The 18564-nt window shown below is 36.8% G+C and carries 15 protein-coding genes; 13 read left to right on the top strand and 2 right to left on the bottom strand.

What is annotated here, in order from left to right:
* Window positions 1–147 precede the first annotated feature (147 nt).
* From AACZ41_RS02985 to AACZ41_RS02925, 13 genes are all read left to right on the top strand, one after another.
* Complete coding sequence (locus tag AACZ41_RS02985; protein ID WP_339626355.1) at window positions 148–3309, top strand: glycosyl hydrolase; 3162 nt, start codon at window positions 148–150, stop codon at window positions 3307–3309.
* A gap of 16 nt (window positions 3310–3325) precedes the next feature.
* On the top strand, window positions 3326–4777 hold the full coding sequence (locus AACZ41_RS02980) for a M20/M25/M40 family metallo-hydrolase (protein ID WP_339626353.1): 1452 nt from the start codon (window positions 3326–3328) through the stop codon (window positions 4775–4777).
* Entirely contained in the window at window positions 4765–6534 is a 1770-nt protein-coding gene (locus tag AACZ41_RS02975) for a M28 family peptidase (protein WP_339626351.1), read from the top strand. The genes AACZ41_RS02980 and AACZ41_RS02975 overlap by 13 nt, the downstream gene beginning before the upstream one ends.
* 68 nt (window positions 6535–6602) lie before the next feature.
* Window positions 6603–9443: a glycosyl hydrolase gene (locus AACZ41_RS02970; protein WP_339626349.1), complete on the top strand. Its 2841-nt coding sequence runs from the start codon at window positions 6603–6605 to the stop codon at window positions 9441–9443.
* Between the two features lie 5 nt (window positions 9444–9448).
* On the top strand, window positions 9449–9787 hold the full coding sequence (locus AACZ41_RS02965; RefSeq protein WP_339626348.1) for a cupin domain-containing protein: 339 nt from the start codon (window positions 9449–9451) through the stop codon (window positions 9785–9787).
* 17 nt (window positions 9788–9804) lie between these two features.
* Entirely contained in the window at window positions 9805–10194 is a 390-nt protein-coding gene (locus AACZ41_RS02960; RefSeq protein ID WP_339626346.1) for a DUF2721 domain-containing protein, read from the top strand.
* 231 nt (window positions 10195–10425) lie between these two features.
* The gene (locus AACZ41_RS02955; RefSeq protein WP_339626344.1) at window positions 10426–10611 is read left to right on the top strand and encodes a hypothetical protein; all 186 of its coding nucleotides are present in this window, start codon (window positions 10426–10428) and stop codon (window positions 10609–10611) included.
* A 141-nt stretch (window positions 10612–10752) separates the two neighbouring features.
* Window positions 10753–11430 (top strand): succinate dehydrogenase cytochrome b subunit, encoded by a 678-nt coding sequence (locus AACZ41_RS02950; RefSeq protein ID WP_339626341.1) that lies wholly within the window; start codon window positions 10753–10755, stop codon window positions 11428–11430.
* Between the two features lie 12 nt (window positions 11431–11442).
* Entirely contained in the window at window positions 11443–13458 is a 2016-nt protein-coding gene (locus AACZ41_RS02945; protein ID WP_339626339.1) for a fumarate reductase/succinate dehydrogenase flavoprotein subunit, read from the top strand.
* Window positions 13459–13529: 71 nt separating this feature from the next.
* Entirely contained in the window at window positions 13530–14276 is a 747-nt protein-coding gene (locus tag AACZ41_RS02940) for a succinate dehydrogenase/fumarate reductase iron-sulfur subunit (RefSeq protein ID WP_339626337.1), read from the top strand.
* 65 nt (window positions 14277–14341) lie between these two features.
* The gene (locus AACZ41_RS02935) at window positions 14342–14824 is read left to right on the top strand and encodes a very short patch repair endonuclease (RefSeq protein ID WP_339626335.1); all 483 of its coding nucleotides are present in this window, start codon (window positions 14342–14344) and stop codon (window positions 14822–14824) included.
* A 130-nt stretch (window positions 14825–14954) separates the two neighbouring features.
* The gene (locus tag AACZ41_RS02930; RefSeq protein WP_339626333.1) at window positions 14955–15500 is read left to right on the top strand and encodes a type 1 glutamine amidotransferase domain-containing protein; all 546 of its coding nucleotides are present in this window, start codon (window positions 14955–14957) and stop codon (window positions 15498–15500) included.
* Window positions 15501–15583: 83 nt separating this feature from the next.
* Window positions 15584–16741, top strand: a complete 1158-nt coding sequence (locus tag AACZ41_RS02925; protein WP_339626331.1) for a methionine aminotransferase — start codon at window positions 15584–15586, stop codon at window positions 16739–16741.
* A gap of 18 nt (window positions 16742–16759) precedes the next feature.
* On the opposite strand, the gene AACZ41_RS02920 is transcribed toward AACZ41_RS02925, so the two are convergent.
* Entirely contained in the window at window positions 16760–17911 is a 1152-nt protein-coding gene (locus AACZ41_RS02920) for a serine hydrolase (RefSeq protein ID WP_339626329.1), read from the bottom strand.
* Between the two features lie 17 nt (window positions 17912–17928).
* Window positions 17929–18453 carry a GNAT family N-acetyltransferase gene (locus AACZ41_RS02915; RefSeq protein ID WP_339626327.1) on the bottom strand — a complete coding sequence of 175 codons (525 nt, stop codon included), beginning with the start codon at window positions 18451–18453 and terminating at the stop codon, window positions 17929–17931.
* Between the last annotated feature and the right edge of the window lie 111 nt (window positions 18454–18564).

Here is an 18564-nt window from a genome sequence, read left to right as displayed (position 1 = left end):
ATTTACATTTTGATATAAAATTACGGATTATGTGTTGTTTCAATAGAAAATAAAGCATATAATTATGAAAGTCATACCCAACAATTTTATAACATTTAGATGTTAATTAGTTAACTTGTGAGTCTCAACCATAAAAACTGATAACTAATGAAAAATAGGCTACTTATTACAACACTATTTTTTTTAGTATTCTTATCTGCACAAGCCCAAACTGAAAGTTCTGTTTTTGAAAATTTAAAATTTCGATTTATCGGCCCTGAAGGCAATCGTACTATTGCTATTGCAGGAATACCAAAAGATCCAATGACCACTTATATTGGTGCAGCATCAGGGGGGTTATGGAAAACAACCGACGCAGGTAGTACTTGGAAACCAATTTTTGATGATCAAGAGGTATCTTCTATAGGATCTTTGGCGATAGCGCCGACCAATCCAGATATTGTGTGGGTCGGTACAGGTGAAACCTTTGTTATTAGACCAGCTCACTCAATGGGTGACGGCATCTATAAATCTATAGACGGGGGAAATACCTGGAAAAATATGGGTCTGGAAAAAACAGGTCGTATTGGCCGCGTAATCGTTCATCCTACTAATCCAGACATTGTATACGCTGCGGCATTAGGCCATACATATAGTAAACAACAAGAACGTGGTGTATATAAAACTGTAGATGGGGGTGAAACTTGGAAACGCATATTTTTTATAGATGAGAACACCGGTGCAGCCGAGCTAGCTATAGACCCACAAAATCCTGATCGCCTATTAGTGGGTATGTGGTCTATACAAATAAATACTTGGGGATTAAATAGCGGCGGTTCTGGAGGCGGCGTATATAGAACAACAGATGGGGGTGAAAATTGGGAGGCGCTAAATACAAAAGGACTTCCTGGAGGTAAAGAAAATCCCGTAGGTAAAACGGCGGTTGCCATTTCCCATTCAAATCCAAATATCGTCTACGCTCTTTTTGAAATTGATAGTCCGGCATTATACCGTTCCGAAGATTTTGGAGAAACTTGGACTTTACAAACCCGAAATCACGATATCGCAGAAAGAGCACCTTATTATACTCGAATGGCGGTATCTACCACAGACCCAAACGAATTATATTTTGCTAGTGTAAAGTTTAGTATTTCAAAAGATGGCGGAAAAACAATCAAAGGAGGGTATAGTGCAGGAGGTGATAATCATGATATTTGGATAGACCCCTCTAATGCGGATCGAATAATGGTCGCTCATGACGGTGGTGCAAGTATTAGTAGTAATCACGGAGAGACTTTTCAACGCATCGTGCTGCCTATCGCACAAATGTATCATGTTTCAGTAGATGATCAGATTCCCTATAATGTTTATGGTAATCGACAAGATGGCTATTCTTATAAAGGACCAAGTAATAGCAGGCAAGGCTATATTCCTTTAGGATTATGGCAAGGCGTAGGTGGATGCGAAAGCGGTTTTGCCCAACCAGACCCTTTTGATAATGACATTGTATGGTCTGGCTGTTATGATGGGGGATTACAACGCTACAATGCAAAAACAGGTCATGTTCGTGATGTTCGTGTTTGGCCAGAAGCAGGTTATGGCTGGGAGCCTGGCAAACTAAAGTATCGCTGGCATTGGAATTTTCCATTGGCCTTTTCACCACATACCGAACATCGAGTATATGTAGGAAGCCAATATGTTCATAAAAGTGATGATGGAGGTCAAAGCTGGCAAGTTATAAGTCCTGATCTAACGTTGAATGATAAAACACACCAACAAAATTCTGGAGGAATAGCCGTTGATAACCTGATGACCTTTGATGGTTCTGTATTATTCAGCATTGTGGAATCCGAGTTAGAACCTGGCATAATATGGACAGGCAGTAATGATGGGCAGGTTCATTTAACCAAAAATGGAGGTTCAAATTGGACTAATGTAACAGCAAATGTTCCAGATTTACCAAAGTGGGGAACTATTGCCAATATTGAAATATCACGTTATAAAAAAGGAACTGTTTATATTACTGTAGACTTACATCAAATGGGAGATTTTGATCCTTATGTTTATAAAACAGAAGATTATGGATCAACGTGGAAATTAATAAGCTCGACTGTCCCAAAATCGGTACATAGTTTTGCACATGTAATAAAAGAAGACCCTAAAAGGGAAGGCATGTTATACCTCGGCGTAGACAATGGTCTTTATATAAGCCATGATGATGGTGCTAACTGGATGCGTTTTCGAAACAACTTACCACCAGTACCGGTATATTGGCTTGAGATTCAAGAACGTTTTGATGATTTAGTTGTGGGTACCTATGGCCGTGGTTATTACATCTTAGATAATGTAGCCCCATTACGTGAATTCGATGTAGATGCAAAGAATAAATCAGCACATTTATTTAGTCTACGACCAGCATATCGGTTTATAGACCAACAAAGTATAAAAACGGATGGACCAAGTTTAAACTCCGGAACCAACCCTGCTTACGGGGCAGATATCCATTATTATTTACAGGATAGTACCAACCAAAAAGTAGAAATTCAAGTATTGGCCGATAACGATGAAATTATCAGAACCTTAAAAGGCAAACAGAATGCAGGTATACATCGAGTAATGTGGGATTTGAGATATGAACCCACTTACAAAGCGAAATTAAAGACAACACCACCTGGAAGACCATGGGTACAATTAAACGGTGAAGGTTGGCGACCTTTAGTTACTTGGGATTTAGATTTGTGGCGAGGTCAATTCGGCCCACGTGTGATACCAAAAAATTACAAAGTAAAACTGATTGTAGGTGACCAGGAATTTATTCGTGAATTAGAGGTTGTAAAAGATCCATATTCAGAAGCAAGTTTAGAAGAATTAACAGCACAAGTAGCATTCTCCTTAGAACTGCGAGATGCCATGAACCTCGCAGTTACCATGATAAACGATATTGAAACGATTAGGGCTGAATTGAACGAAATTATTCCCAAACTAGAACGTGGTACTGATCGTAAAAAATCTCAAGAATTAAGAAAAGAAGCAGAAACTATTGTTGCCTCGCTTTATGACATTCAATTAACCGGTGCGCGAGAAGATGCTTTTAGATCTCCCATGAAACTATATGGAAGACTTAGTGCCTTGGCTAGTGATATTGGCGGATATGGAGCCGATTTCAAACCTACAGATCAGCAGAGAGAAGTATATACTATTTTCAACAAACGATTAAAAGATGTGGATGCGAAATTCAAAAAATTTATAGATGTTGACATCAAAAAATTGAATATACAATTGAAAAAGAGTGAATTACAAATTAAAAATAACAAAAAAATAAAATCCTAACTCAATAAATCAAAAAATGAAGAAACCAATTTTTTTCGTCTTATTAGCCCTCATAATAAGTTCATGTAGTGAAACCAAAAAAGAAGAGTCACAAGTAGAATTATTTGCTCGAATAGATACTGAAATCAAAGAGAATTCAAAAGGCTATAGCACTCTAAAGGAGGCCACCGAAACCATAGGACATAGATTAACTGGATCATCCAATGGTGCAAAAGCCGAAGAATACACCTTTAATAAGTTCAAAGAATACGGCTTTGAAGATGTCGTGTATGAAACTTTTGAAGTTGAAGCATGGGCTCGTGGTGATGTTTCTTTATCCATAAACGATAAGCCTACAAAAGTTGTTACCCTAGGTCATTCTCCTATAGAAGCTAATATAACAGGAGAAATTGTAGATATGGGTAATGGCTTAGAAGCGGACTATGCTGCCAACCCAGATTTGGTTAAGGGAAAAATTGCCTTAGCTTATATCAATATTTTACCTGAAAGTGTAGAAGGTTTGACCAACCTACACCGTAGTGAAAAAACGGCATTAGCAATAAAATATGGCGCCATTGGTATTATAATCGTTAATCAAGTGGATAACGGAGTTCTTTTGACCGGCACAGCCTCTGTAACAGGAGAGTTAATTCCGATTCCTGCAGTTTGTATCGGTAAAGAAGACGGCATGGCATTAAAAGAATCATTAAAAACTAAAAAAGCCAGTGCAAAAATAGCAATGACGAATACAAGCAATGTTATTAAAGCAAGAAATGTTGTAGCTACATTAGCTGGCTCTACAATTCAGGAAGAGCAAATTGTTATTGGCGGCCATTTAGATTCTTGGGATTTAGCAACAGGTGCCATCGATAACGGTATTGGATCTTTTGCAGTTATCGATATCGCAAGAGCTTTTAAGGCAAATAACCTACAACCTAAGCGAACAGTAAAATTTGTAATGTTCATGGGTGAAGAGCAAGGGCTTCTTGGTTCTAAACATCTAGTGGAAAAGGCTATTGAAAATAACACCATTGACAATATAAAGTATATGATGAATCTAGATATGTCAGGTAATCCTATCGGTATGAATGCTGGTGGAAAGTTAGATGACGAGAAGTTTTTTAATGATTTAGGCGCAGCTATTCAGCAACAAGATACCATCTATCAAAACACATTTTCTAACAAATCTGGTCTGCATAGCGACCACCAACCTTTCATGTTAGAAGGTGTTCCGATTTTATCTGTAACTAGTAATTTAGATCGTTCCATATATGGTTGCTATCATTCTGATTGTGATGATTTCAATTTAGTGAATGAAGATCACATGACCAATACAGCTCGTTTTGGTACGATGATGTTGTATTCTTTAGCAAATGCTGACAAATTACCAGCAACTAAAATGGACAGTGAGACTACCAAAGAATTCATGATAAAAAATAATTTAAAGGAGAAATTGATAATAGGTAACGATTGGAAATGGGAAGAATAAATTTCATAAAACTCATTAAAAGAAAATTGTTTAAGCAGGGTATTGTTCAAATAATGCTCTGCTTTTCTTTTTTAACAGGCTGCTCTCAACATTCGACGGAAACCACTGTTGATTATTTTGAATTAGTTCGCCCTGAATTTACTGGACAATTAGCCTATGAAACCGCAGATTTCATGGAAGACTATTGGCGTGTAGTTGGCAATTCAGGATTTAACAAAACTGTCTATCTCATTGCCGATACCTTAAAAGCCGCTGGTTACGTGTTAGAAAAAGATGCCGCAATTTCTGACCGACTAATCTATCGCATTGAAAAACGAGCAATGGAACATAACACTTGGGAACCCGTTTCAGCCTCGTTACAAATACTTGGTGAAGAAAAACCTGTATTGAAGTCGGAAACGAATAGAAACATGACCTATTTAAATTCGGCATCAACATCTAAAAATGGTATAACAGCTGAAGTAGTTTGGATAAAATCTATTGATGAGCTAGAAACACTTTCAGTAAGTGGAAAAGTGATTTTCACAGAAATGGGCTCAAGAAGACCGGCTAAACTTGCTTTAGAAAAAGGTGCCTTAGGTATCATTTCCTATAACAATCCTGATTATTTGCAACCAGAAAAAAACAAAACCTCCATACAATTTAGAAGTTTGCCCGATGAAGATGCTTCTGATTTTTGGGGTATCGCACTTTCCTACGAGGCAAAAGAAAGATTAATTGATCATTTGAAAAAAGGAAAGACCAACGTCTTGGTAAACATCCAAACCAAACGATACCCATCTGAAGAACTAACCGTTGTGGCAACTATTAAAGGAGCCAACAACCCAGATGAGCGATTGGTATTTAGTGCGCATATTCAAGAACCAGGGGCAAATGATAATGCTACTGGCGTAGGTGCTCAATTAGAAATGGCAAAAGTAGCTGCAAATTTATTCAAGGAGCATAAAATTGAAATTGACCGTAGCATGACCTTTTTATGGGGAGATGAAATAATTTCGACACGCAGATATATAGAAGAAGACCCACAACGTGCTAAGGGTATAAAATGGGGTATAAGTTTGGATATGGTCGGTGAAAATACAGATATAACGGGCGGTTCATTTTTAATCGAGAAAATGCCAGACCCTAGTGCTATCTGGACAAGAGGTAACGATAAACATACCGAATGGGGTGGCGAGGTTTTATCGCTAGAGGATATGAAACCACATTTCCTCAACGATTTTATCCTTTCAAATTTTAAAGAACAAGGTGAATTCGCAAATTGGAAAGTAGAAACGAATCCGTTTGAAGGAGGTAGTGATCACACACCATTTTTACAGGCCGATATTCCCGGACTTTTACTTTGGCACTTTACGGATCAATTTTACCATACTGATAATGACCGTATCGATAAAGTTTCGCAAGAAACCTTAAAAAATGTGGGTACTGCGGCTTTAGTCAGTGGATTGAAATTGGTGAATGCAGGTACGGCTTTTGCATTGAAACAAACCTCAATGTTAAAAGAGCAAGCCTTACTTCGTTTGTCGAACGAATTTGAATTGAGTAAAAAAGCAATTGATACTGGAGAGCCGTTAACTAATGAAATAGAAATTTTAAAAGCTTGGGGAATTTGGTATATAGATGCTATCGAGTCTGTTAATGATGTGAATCACACTTCAGATAGCGCTACTACAGATGCTATAGAAAAAGCACAAGCCGAAGTTGATTCAAAAACAAAAAAACTAAGTGAATCATTGACTACAATTGGAAAGCGGTAGTCAATCCTAAAATTGGCAAGGGGAAAACTAATCCTTAACTTACCATCAGCATTATCAAAAAAATGAAAATGAAACAATTCTACCTTATACTACTTGCCAGTATTTCAATTTCAACGGCACAAGTACAACCTACGGCACCACAAAAGGTTGATGAATCCCTCGCTGCCAAAAAAACTATGGAAGCCAATTCGCTCCTAAAAAATCTTCCTCTGAAAAACATTGGCCCTACAATAATGAGCGGTAGGGTGGCCGATTTGGAAGTCAATCCAAACGACCCTACTGAATTCTACGTTGGGTATGCATCAGGAGGTGTATGGCATACGCAAAATAATGGAACCTCTTTTATACCTATCATGGACAATGCCCCAACCCTAAACGTTGGTGATATTGCGGTTCACTGGCCTTCGAAAACCATTTATGTGGGTACGGGAGAGAATATTTCCTCACGGTCTTCGTATTCAGGTATCGGGATATTAAAAACGACCGATAATGGTAAGATATGGGAGAACAAAGGCTTGAAAGATGCACACCATTTTGGCCGAATCATTATAAATCCAAAAGACCCGAATGAAGTGGTGGTAGGGGTAACCGGGCATTTGTATTCGCCCAACGAAGAACGAGGTATGTATAAGACGAGAGATGGAGGTGATACCTGGCAAAAAACCTTATTTATAAACAATACTACGGGAATTATCGATGTAGCCTTTGCCCCCAATGATTTTTCAATTCAGTATGCCGCAGCTTGGCAAAAAGATAGGAAAGCTTGGAATTTTACAGGTAATGGAAATGCATCGGGCATCTACATAAGCACCGATGGAGGTAATTCATGGTCTAAAATTTCAACCGCCGAAAGTGGATTTCCGACAGGCGATGGGGTGGGTCGAATAGGATTTGCCGTTTATGATGAAAACACGGTTTATGCCGTTCATGATAATCAATTTCGAAGACCGAAAAAATTCGATGAAAATGAAAAGACTACTGGGCTTAGTAAGGAAGATTTTAAAACGATGTCAAATGCCGATTTTCAAAAATTGGATAATACCGAACTAGACACTTTTTTAAAGGACAATCGCTTTCCTAAAAAATATACGGCAACCGCTGTTAAGCAACTGGTTTCAAAAAATGAGGTGAAACCAGTGGACTTAGCACTTTATTTGGGAGATGGTGATGAAACCAGCTCTCCTGTTATTGGAGCAGAGGTTTATAGAAGTAATGATGCCGGAAAAACTTGGAAAAAACAGAACGAAGAATACATCGACGACCTGTTTTACAGTTACGGTTATGTATTTGCGCAAGTGCGTGTAGCTGCAAACAATAAGGATAAAATTTATCTTCTAGGGGTACCTATCATAAAATCTGAGGATGCAGGTAAAACGTATACGTCCATACAAAAAGAAAATGTGCATGTAGACCATCATTCCCTATGGGTAAACCCTAAAAGACCCGGTCATTTGATCAATGGAAATGATGGAGGCCTAAATATTTCCTATGATGATGGGGAGCATTGGATTAAAAATAATTCAGAACCAGTGGGTACGTTCTTTGCCATTAACATTGATCACCAAGAACCGTATAATGTATATGGTGGCCTCCAAGATAACGGCGTTTGGATGGGCCCTCATAATGCCGAAATCGATGCAAGCTGGCAAGAAACAGGGCACAACCCTTGGAAAGGGGTAGCCGGGGGGGACGGTATGCAAATTCAAATAGACCGAAGAAATCCTGACATCATTTTTACCGGATCACAATTTGGATATTATTCTAGAATAGATCTTAAAAATGATAAACGCACCTTTATTAGGCCCAAACACGAATTAGGTGAAAAGCCCTATCGCTTCAATTGGGAATCGCCCATTTTGCTATCACCACATAATCAAGACATCCTCTATTTTGGAACCAATAAATTGATACGCTCCATGGACCAAGGTGATACTTGGCAAGCTATTTCACCAGATCTTACTTCAGGAGGCAAAGAAGGAAATGTTCCTTTTGGCACCCTAACTTGTATATCTGAATCTCCTTTTCAATTTGGACTGCTGTATACAGGTAGTGATGATGGTATTGCGCAGGTATCAAAAGATGGGGGTAGTCGTTGGCAAATTATATCTGGATCCCTCAAAAAGGATTTATGGGTCAGTAGTTTAGTGGCTTCACAACATAAGAAAGAGCGGGTATATTTGGCGCTTAGCGGCTACCGTTGGGATGATTTTACAACCTACTTGTATGAAAGCAATGACTACGGTAAAACTTGGAAAAGTATCAGTGCCAACATTCCTAATTCTCCAGTGAACGTTATCATTGAAGATCCTGAAAATGAAAATTTACTTTTTGTAGGTACTGATAATGGGTTATATGCTTCATTTGACCAAGGCACATCATGGGAGGCTTTCCAAGATGGAATGCCAAGTATTGCCATACATGATTTGGTTATTCAACCAGAAGCAAAACACCTTTTAGTAGGCACACACGGAAGAAGTATTTACAAGGCAGACATTTCAAACGTACAAAAAATGACCCCTGAAGTCCTTCAAAAGGATTTACACATTTATCCGCTCGAAAACATTAAATTTTCTGAGCGCTGGGGCAATGCGTGGAACTCATGGTCAAAAGCAAGTACACCAGGATTAGATATAACTTTTTATTCTAACAGGGATGAGGTTTACCAAGCCAAAATAAAATCATACGATGATATTTTAGTTAGTGAGACCGATATTGTGTCTGATAAAGGAATCAACATTCTATCATATGATTTGGCATTCTCCAAAATTGGAAAATTAAACTACCTCAAAAAACATAAAACGGAATTAAAGACAGCAGATGATGGAAAGACCTATCTGCCCAAAGGTTCTTATTCTGTTGAATTAAAAGGAAACGGAAAAACGGAACTTGTCACTTTTGAAATTGAATAACCACTATGAAAATAGTTGATTGGAATCAATTACCAGAATTGGGTGTTAGCCATAATCCTGAGATAAAAAAAAGAACATTAATTGGTTATAATGAAATTCCTCAATTGATGATGTACGGTACAGCCGTCTTTAAACCTGGCCAAGAAGTCGAAATACATAAACATGACACCATGTTTGAAGTTTTTCATATTCAGACAGGTAAAGCCGTTTTTACCATTTCGGGCAAAGAATATGAAGTAGGACCTGGACATTGCATCACTATAGAACCCGGTGAATTACATGCGCAACGAAATCCGTTCAATACAAATGTCACTTGGACATATTTTGGTATTGCTATAGATTAAAATCTTACAAAAAACATATGGAACTTACTTTAGGGATACCTGCTTTACTATTCCCCGCAATTTCTTTGACCATGTTAGCCTATAATGCTCGATACCTAGCCATTGCTGCTCTAATTCGTCAATTGCATCAAAAATATCAAGAAACAGCTTCACCATCTATTGGCTTACAAGTTAAAAAATTACGCAAAAGACTAACCATAATAAAAAACATGCAAGCAACTGCTATATTCAGTTTTTTATTAGCTGTAATTACAATGGCACTCCTATTTTTTGAATATGTAATTTTGGCCAAAATAGTGTTTGGCATTAGTTTATTTGCTTTAATCATTTCCTTAGTTTTGAGTCTAATTGAAGTTCAACTTTCCACCAAGGCCTTATCAATTCAATTAAAAGATATGGAAAAATGAACCGAGTAAAAAAGCTTCAGTTGCTTAATCAGATCAAAGAGAATAGGGAATTATTATATCAGAAATGAATAAAGGAGTTCTTTTCAGAGTGGGAAGACGCCTCTAAAATTGTTACCGCAGCTGAAAACATATATGGCTTAGAAATTTCAATAAACTACATTGCCAATCGCATAAACAAACTATTATGTAGTACCGTCCAATTGGCTCAAGTTTTATCAAAACAGACATAAAATGACCTTTAAAAGTGTGGTAGGTCAAACCTCTGGCAGTTGGGCAAGTTTACTCTTAGAACAATTTTTCTTTAAAAACTCTATTATTCAATTCAAAAATTTAGATGAAGGCATGCTTTGGGCCATAGAAAAATCACAGTTCAAAACTTATCAATTATCACATTGGATTTTTGTTCAAGATTTTTAATCCTTTTAGTAGATTAAAGTTATAAATGTTCAACAGTATAAAATTGATTCTTAAAATGAATCTAAATTGACATACTAAAGCCCTTGAAAACTTGTTAATAACTAGCGTGTGATGTAAATTCGCGTATAAAATTAACAACTAATGAGCGGATTTTTTAAATCTTCGATTGGTAGAAAGTATGCAATGGCACTTTCTGCTTTCTTTTTAATGTTTTTTCTACTTCAGCATTTTGCAATTAATATTTTATCGGTTTTCAGTCCTAATGCGTTCAATGAAGCTTCGCATTTTATGGGTACTTTTTGGGCCGTACAATACCTTTTGCAACCTGTTTTAATCTTTGGAGTTATTTATCACTTTGTGATGGGTTTCATTCTAGAAATTAAAAATAGAAATGCTAGAGCAGTTAATTACGCTAAAAACAATGGTTCTGCTAATTCTAGCTGGATGAGTAGAAACATGATTTACAGTGGATTGGCAATTTTAGCCTTTTTAGTACTGCATTTTATTGATTTCTGGTTACCAGAAATCAATATCAAATATATTCAAGGCGATATGTCCGGAATGTTGGGAGACGGTGAAGGTTTTCGTTACTACGAAGAACTGACACATAAATTTGTAAATCCGATTAGGGTTGCTGCTTATGTATTGGCCTTTGTATTTTTATCATTACACCTTATGCACGGATTCAGTTCTGCTTTTCAGTCTGCCGGTGTTACATCGATGAGAAAGAAAAAGCTTCAAACTTTTGGTAAGGCATATGCTATCATAATTCCGTTAGGCTTTATTTTCATTGCCATTTATCATCATTTTAATCATTAATACCTTTTACTTATGTCTGTATTAGACTCAAAAGTACCTAAAGGTCCATTGAAAACGAAGTGGACCGATTATAAGAACCATATTGATTTGGTAAACCCTGCCAATAAACGAAACATAGATGTTATCGTTGTAGGTACAGGATTAGCTGGTGGTTCTGCTGCGGCTACCTTGGCAGAATTAGGTTATAACGTTAAAACGTTTTGTTACCAAGATTCACCAAGAAGAGCGCACTCTATTGCAGCGCAAGGTGGTATCAATGCTGCTAAAAACTATCAAGGAGATGGTGATTCTACTTACCGTTTATTTTACGATACGGTAAAAGGTGGCGATTATCGTTCTAGAGAAGCGAACGTTTATCGTTTGGCAGAAGTGTCTGGAAATATCATCGACCAGTGTGTTGCCCAAGGTGTACCCTTTGCACGGGATTATGGCGGACTATTAGACAACCGTTCATTCGGTGGTGTTTTAGTTTCGCGTACTTTTTATGCAAAAGGACAAACAGGACAACAATTATTATTAGGGGCATATTCTGCAATGAATAGACAAATTGCGCGTGGTAAAATTACCCCGTTCAATCGTCATGAAATGTTAGATGTTGTTAAGGTAAATGGCAAAGCAAGAGGAATTATTGCTCGTAACCTGATAACAGGGGAAATTGAGCGTCATTCTGCTCATGCAGTCGTTATTGCTTCGGGTGGATACGGAAATGTTTATTTCTTATCAACAAATGCCATGGGTTCTAATGCAACTGCTGCATGGAAAATACACAAGAAAGGGGCATTTTTTGCAAACCCTTGTTATACACAAATTCACCCAACATGCATACCGCGTTCTGGAGATTATCAATCTAAATTAACCTTGATGTCCGAATCATTACGTAATGATGGTCGTATTTGGGTTCCAAAGAATTTGGACGATGTAATGGCAATTCGTGAAGGCAAGAAAAAGCCGACCGATTTATCTGAAGATGAAAGAGATTATTACTTAGAGCGTCGTTATCCTGCATTCGGTAATTTAGTACCACGTGATGTTGCATCAAGAGCAGCAAAAGAACGTTGTGATGCTGGTTACGGAGTAAATGCAACCGGTGAAGCCGTCTATTTAGATTTTGCTTCTGCCATACACCGTTATGGTATAGAACAAGCTAAGATCCATAATATAGAAAACGCATCTAAAGAAAAAATATACGATTTAGGCAAGGCAATAGTGGAAGCTAAATATGGGAACCTTTTTCAGATGTACGAGAAAATTGTAGATCAGAATCCGTATAAAACCCCAATGATGATTTATCCAGCAGTACACTATACCATGGGTGGTGTTTGGGTAGATTACAATCTAATGACTACAGTTGAAGGCTTATACTGTATTGGTGAAGCCAACTTCTCTGATCATGGAGCAAACAGACTTGGAGCTTCTGCTTTAATGCAAGGTTTAGCCGATGGATATTTCGTATTGCCTTACACCATTGGCGATTACTTATCTCATGAAATTAGAACAGGGAAAATTCCGACGAATACCCCTGAGTTCGATGAAGCTGAAAAATCTGTAAACGATAAGATTAATTTCTTTATCAACAATAAAGGTTCTCATTCTGTTGATTATTACCATAAAAGATTGGGTAAAATCATGTGGGATAAATGTGGAATGTCTCGTAATGCTCAAGGTTTAAAAGAAGCTATGGCTGAAATTAAGGCACTACGTGAAGATTTCTACAAGAACGTAAGTGTTCCTGGAACAGCAAACGAACTAAATGCCGAACTAGAAAAAGCGGGTCGTGTAGCTGACTTCTTAGAGTTAGGCGAATTATTCGCTAAAGATGCTTTAGAAAGAGCTGAATCATGTGGCGGTCATTTTAGAGAAGAGTCCGTTGAACTTGATGGCGAACAAAAAGGAGAAGCAAAACGTAATGATGTAGATTTTGCATTCGTTTCTGCTTGGGAATTTAAAGGAGAACCTGCTGATGCAGTTTTGCATAAAGAACAGTTAGAGTTCAACGAAATCGAATTAAAACAAAGAAGTTACAAATAGTTGATGGTTGCTAGTTGCTGGTTTTTAGTATAAACCATCAACGAACAACGAACAACCAAAAACTAAAAAATATGAATCTTACATTAAAAATCTGGAGACAAAAAGACTCAAAATCTAAGGGTCAAATGGTCGACTATAAAGTGACAGAAATATCTGAACACATGTCTTTCTTAGAAATGATGGATGTTCTAAACGAGCAGTTAATTAACAAAGGTGATGAACCAGTAGCTTTTGATCACGATTGTCGAGAAGGTATTTGCGGCATGTGCTCAATGTTTATTAATGGTGAAGCACATGGACCAGATAGAGGTGTTACTACTTGTCAACTACATATGCGCATGTTCAAAGATGGCGACACCATTACTATAGAGCCATTTAGAGCGAAAGCTTTCCCTGTACTTAAAGATTTAGTGGTTGACAGAAGCTCATTTGATCGTATTCAACATGCCGGTGGTTATATTTCTGTAAATACATCAGGAAACACTCAAGATGCCAACGGTACACTTATTTCTAAGCATGCAGCAGATGAAGCAATGGACGCTGCTACTTGTATTGGTTGTGGTGCTTGTGTTGCAAGTTGTAAAAATGCCTCTGCAATGTTATTTGTAGGTGCAAAAGTTTCACAATATGCTTTATTACCACAAGGCCAGATTGAAGCCGTAGATCGTGTTAAAAATATGGTCGCGCAAATGGATTTAGAAGGTTTTGGAAATTGTACGAACACTGGGGCTTGCGAAATTGAATGCCCTAAAGGCATTTCTTTAGAAAATATTGCTCGTATGAACCGCGAGTATTTAAGTGCTAATGTAAAAGGATAAGTTCCATTTATAATAAATATTAAAAATCCCATGTCGAAAGGCTTGGGATTTTTTATTTTTAATACATGCCAAAAGATTACAAAGAAGAACGCATAAAAGTGCCACGATTTAATGAAGAATCTGGTTTCTTCACAACTCCACAGCGCTCCAAAATTATGGGCAAAATTCGAGGTAGAAACACCAAACCTGAATTAACCTTTCGTAAAGCACTATATGCTGCAGGATATCGATACCGAATTGATTATAAAAAATTAATAGGAAAGCCTGATATAGCATTGCCAAAATATAAAACCGTCATTTTCATAGATGGGGAATATTGGCATGGCAAAAATTGGGAAGAAAGAAAACCTAAAATCAAAACAAATAGAGAATTTTGGATTGCGAAAATTGAACGTAATATACAACGCGATAAGGAAGTTAATACAGAATTAACAAGACTTGGTTACACGGTAATAAGATTTTGGGAAACTGAAATCAAAAAGAACTTATCCAAATGTTTAGAAAAGACAACTACACATCTAAACTCGGTATATATGAGCACAAAATGATATTTTTAAAGTTCATTTAATAAATCTTTAACCCTTGGAAAGCCTTATTTAATAAGCTCTTAACGGAATTAGTCTTCTATACTTCGTAATTTAGTATCAAACAATATTATTAATCTTAAAAACTAAATATGTGAAGAGGATAGCAATATTAGCTACTAATGGATTTGAAGAAAGTGAATTAAAATCTCCTAAAGAAGCAATGGAAAAAGAAGGATTTACAGTTGAAATTGTAAGTCTTAAAAGTGGTGAGATAAAAGCATGGGCTGACGGAAATTGGTCGAACACCTATAAAGTAGATAAAACGATAAATGAAGTAAAGGCTGAAGATTATAATGTACTGGTTCTACCAGGAGGTGTAATTAATCCAGACTTGTTAAGAAGAGAAGAAAACGTCTTAAATTTTGTTAGGGATTTTTTTAAGATGAAGAAACCGGTAGCAGCAATTTGTCACGCACCGTGGACTTTAATTAGTGCAGGCGTCGTAAAAGGTAGAAAAATGACTTCTTTTAATTCGATAAAGGATGATTTGATAAATGCTGGTGCCAATTGGGTAGACCAAGAAGTTGTAGTAGACCAAGGATTTGTAACCAGTAGAAACCCTCATGATCTACCAGCATTTAATTCTAAACTAATTGAGGAAATAAAAGAGGGTAAACACGAAATGCAACATGCATAATTCTTTGTAACGGAATTGAGAAGCCCAACCAATAGGTTGGGCTTTTTTTTATGGGCATTCTCAAAATTCATACTTTTACTACTATGAATTATAGCCCTCTTTTAAATGCCTCAAAATTACCACATGTAAAGACTACTGTTTTTACCACAGTGGGAAATCTTGCCAGAGAGTATAATGCTATTGACCTCTCTCAAGGGTTTCCTAATTTCGAAACCGATGAGAAATTAAAATCGTTAGTAACCAAAGCCATGCACGAAGGTCATAACCAATATGCTCCTATGCAAGGTTATTATGGATTAAGAGAACAGATATCCGAGAAAATAGAATCGCTTCACAATAGCAAGTATTGCCCAGAAAGTGAAATAACCGTTACGGTAGGTGCCACAGAAGCTATTTTTAGCGCCATTACAGCCTTTGTTGGTAAAGGCGACGAAGTAATTGTCATAAAACCTGCATACGACTGCTATGAGCCCGCCATTATAGTAAATGGAGGTAAACCTATCTATGTACAATTGGATGCACCTGATTATAAAATTGATTGGACTGCATTTCAGCGTAAAATTACCGATAAGACCAAGATGGTGATTATTAACTCCCCACATAATCCTAGCGGTACAATCTTATCTAAATGGGATATGTTACAATTAGAGGCCATTCTAAAACCCACCAATATTATTGTTTTAAGTGATGAGGTTTATGAGCATATTATTTTTGATGACCATACTCATGAAAGTGCTTCGCGATTTCCTGATCTAGCGCTACGAAGTTTTGTATGCGCATCCTTTGGAAAAACATTTCACGTAACCGGTTGGAAAATTGGTTATTGCGTAGCCCCAGCTGCATTAATGGCTGAATTTAGAAAAGTGCATCAGTTTGCTGTCTTCTGTGTAGATCATCCGGTACAACGTGCATTAGCTACATATTTAAAAAACCCGTCGCACTATCTTGAATTGAACAATTTTTACCAAAAAAAAAGAGAATTCTTCTTAAACGGCATAAAATCGTCCAAATTTAAATTCAAACCCACACAGGGCACTTACTTTCAATTATTAGACTATACCAATATTTCTATGGAAAAAGATGTAGTTATTGGAAAGCGCTTAATTACAGACAATGGTTTAGCCTCCATTCCTATTTCCTCCTTCAATGTTGATAATAGAAATGATTATATGCTTAGATTCTGTTTTGCAAAAAAGGAAGAAACTTTAGAACAAGCTGTGGAAATTCTTTGTTCGCTATAACAGTTTACTAAAAACGAACTAGTTTAGAGCAGCGTTTACTTTCCTCATAAATTCTCCAATTTTATTCGGTTCTAACCAACGGGTAACTACTACTAAATCGTTTTCTTTATCAATAACAATAAAGTTTCCGCCAAAACCGGCTGCATAGTAAATATTCTCGGAAAGATTTTCCCAATGTCTACCTCCTTTCTTGTTCAACCACCACATATAGCCATAATTAACATTTGGGGTCGATGGCGTAGTAGCCTTTTTAATCCAATTTTCAGAAATTAACTGTTCATTCTTCCATTTACCATTATTTAAGAACAATAAACCAAAACGAGCCATATCCTCTGCATTAATGAATATTCCGGCACCAGAATGCCCACCGCCTGTAACTGATTTCATTTGTAGTCCGTCAATTTCTGTCCAAGCATGATCATACCCATACCAGCGCCAAGTTGAAGAAGCTCCAATCTTATCCATTATTTTCTCTTTAAGAACCATTGGCATAGGTTTGCGCCAAAGCTGAGTAAGGGAATAAGCCAACACATTTACGCGAACGTCATTATATTCCATAACAGTACCTGGTTCTTTAGGTATCGCAAATTTCCAATCATCTATATCACCTTCACTAGGTGGTCTATCGGCCCAATCTTTACCTCCCCATAATTCACCTGACCAAGCAGAATTCTGCTGTAACAAATGTTCCCATGTGATTTTAGAATTATGTGCGCCTTTAAAAGTATCATCCCATACATAATCACCCACCTTATCATTAGTACTAGAAAGTAATCCTTCGTCTTCTGCAAGACCAGCCATTGTGCTCAAAAAACTTTTAGTAACACTAAAGGTCATATCGACTCTTTTAGTATCTCCCCATTGTGCAATAATATATCCATTTTTAAGAATCATGCCCGCTGGACCACCACGTTTTTTGGTAGGACCCAAAATTTGATGAAAAGGTTCTTTTTCAAAACCTTTTAAAATTGCAATTCTTAAATCGCGTGAACCTGAATATTCGTTTGCTTCAGCAAATTCTATGGCTTCCTTTAATGGAGCATCCTTAATCTTAAATACTTTCGGGGATTTTTGCTCCCATGCTGTATTTACATCTGGAAAGTAATAATCTTGCGCATTTAGATTTAAAAAACCAATAAATGCAAAAAGAATAAGGTAATGTAGTTTCATTGCTGTTTGTTTTTTTGCTACAAGGTACTTAAATCGAAACGCATTAGCCAATCTGTTTGCTCATCTAAACCAATAAAATAGGGATGAGTGTCAAATTTTTTAAATCCTTGGCGTTCATAAAATTTTATAGCTCGTATATTCTCTTCCCAAACCCCCAACCAGAGGATTTTCTTGTTTCTTTTTAAAGCGATACTTTTTATGTACTTAAGAAATTGTTCCCCTAAACCACTATTCTGATATTTAGTAAGTACATAAATTCGTTCAAGCTCAATACTATTATCTTGTTTAATTTCTGTTTGTGCAATCCCAACGTTAAGTTTAAAATAACCTACTATTTCGTTATTGGACAGAGCGAAAAAAAAGTCGCTATTTGGATTTAATAATTCTTCCTTTATTCGCTCTAATGCAAAAGCATTTTCAATATAATTTTTGAAATCATTAGGATTATTATCCTTCTCAAAGGCGGTGACGAAAGTTTGTTCAGAAATTTGACGCAATTGCTGAAGATCAGTAAGAGAACATTTGGTATAAGTAAGTTCCATACTACTAAAATAAAAAAAGGAGCAAAGATATTTGCTCCTAATTGGGGGAAATAATACAAAATGGTTGATTTGGTATTTTGACTATTTTTAACATTGCTATTAATTGCAATT

The sequence above is a fragment of the uncultured Maribacter sp. genome, assembly GCF_963974015.1.
Classification (GTDB): Bacteria; Bacteroidota; Bacteroidia; order Flavobacteriales; family Flavobacteriaceae; genus Maribacter.
The sequence above is the reverse complement of the archived record's forward strand: the minus strand, read 5'-3'. Positions and strand labels throughout refer to the sequence as shown.

Excerpts from the sequence above, each read along its gene's own strand:
- AACZ41_RS02935 (WP_339626335.1), top strand. The coding sequence starts at position 14,342 with ATGCCAAAAGATTACAAAGAAGAACGCATAAAAGTGCCACGATTTAAT.
- AACZ41_RS02925 (WP_339626331.1), top strand. The coding sequence starts at position 15,584 with ATGAATTATAGCCCTCTTTTAAATGCCTCAAAATTACCACATGTAAAG.
- AACZ41_RS02955 (WP_339626344.1), top strand. The coding sequence starts at position 10,426 with ATGACCTTTAAAAGTGTGGTAGGTCAAACCTCTGGCAGTTGGGCAAGT.
- AACZ41_RS02965 (WP_339626348.1), top strand. The coding sequence starts at position 9,449 with ATGAAAATAGTTGATTGGAATCAATTACCAGAATTGGGTGTTAGCCAT.
- AACZ41_RS02975 (WP_339626351.1), top strand. The coding sequence starts at position 4,765 with ATGGGAAGAATAAATTTCATAAAACTCATTAAAAGAAAATTGTTTAAG.
- AACZ41_RS02920 (WP_339626329.1), bottom strand. The coding sequence starts at position 17,911 with ATGAAACTACATTACCTTATTCTTTTTGCATTTATTGGTTTTTTAAAT.
- AACZ41_RS02960 (WP_339626346.1), top strand. The coding sequence starts at position 9,805 with ATGGAACTTACTTTAGGGATACCTGCTTTACTATTCCCCGCAATTTCT.
- AACZ41_RS02950 (WP_339626341.1), top strand. The coding sequence starts at position 10,753 with ATGAGCGGATTTTTTAAATCTTCGATTGGTAGAAAGTATGCAATGGCA.
- AACZ41_RS02980 (WP_339626353.1), top strand. The coding sequence starts at position 3,326 with ATGAAGAAACCAATTTTTTTCGTCTTATTAGCCCTCATAATAAGTTCA.
- AACZ41_RS02915 (WP_339626327.1), bottom strand. The coding sequence starts at position 18,453 with ATGGAACTTACTTATACCAAATGTTCTCTTACTGATCTTCAGCAATTG.
- AACZ41_RS02945 (WP_339626339.1), top strand. The coding sequence starts at position 11,443 with ATGTCTGTATTAGACTCAAAAGTACCTAAAGGTCCATTGAAAACGAAG.
- AACZ41_RS02970 (WP_339626349.1), top strand. The coding sequence starts at position 6,603 with ATGAAACAATTCTACCTTATACTACTTGCCAGTATTTCAATTTCAACG.
- AACZ41_RS02985 (WP_339626355.1), top strand. The coding sequence starts at position 148 with ATGAAAAATAGGCTACTTATTACAACACTATTTTTTTTAGTATTCTTA.
- AACZ41_RS02940 (WP_339626337.1), top strand. The coding sequence starts at position 13,530 with ATGAATCTTACATTAAAAATCTGGAGACAAAAAGACTCAAAATCTAAG.